This window comes from Pseudoalteromonas sp. P1-26 (assembly GCF_001401795.1).
In the GTDB taxonomy this organism is placed as follows: Bacteria; Pseudomonadota; Gammaproteobacteria; order Enterobacterales; family Alteromonadaceae; genus Pseudoalteromonas.
On sequence record NZ_LKDX01000201.1, the window covers coordinates 1 to 223 of the forward strand.

Below are 223 nucleotides of genomic sequence, written 5' to 3' on the forward strand. Positions count from 1 at the left end.
GCGGTGAATACGTTCCCGGGCCTTGTACACACCGCCCGTCACACCATGGGAGTGGGTTGCTCCAGAAGTGGATAGTCTAACCTTCGGGAGGACGTTCACCACGGAGTGATTCATGACTGGGGTGAAGTCGTAACAAGGTAGCCCTAGGGGAACCTGGGGCTGGATCACCTCCTTATACGATTTAGAACTTATTTGTTCGTAGTGTCCACACAGATGATTGTTA

General features: G+C 52.0%; 1 rRNA gene. It reads left to right on the top strand.

Features of this window, described 5'->3' with window-relative positions:
* Window positions 1–175, top strand: a 16S ribosomal RNA gene (locus tag AN394_RS21490); the annotation flags it as partial.
* Window positions 176–223 lie beyond the last annotated feature (48 nt).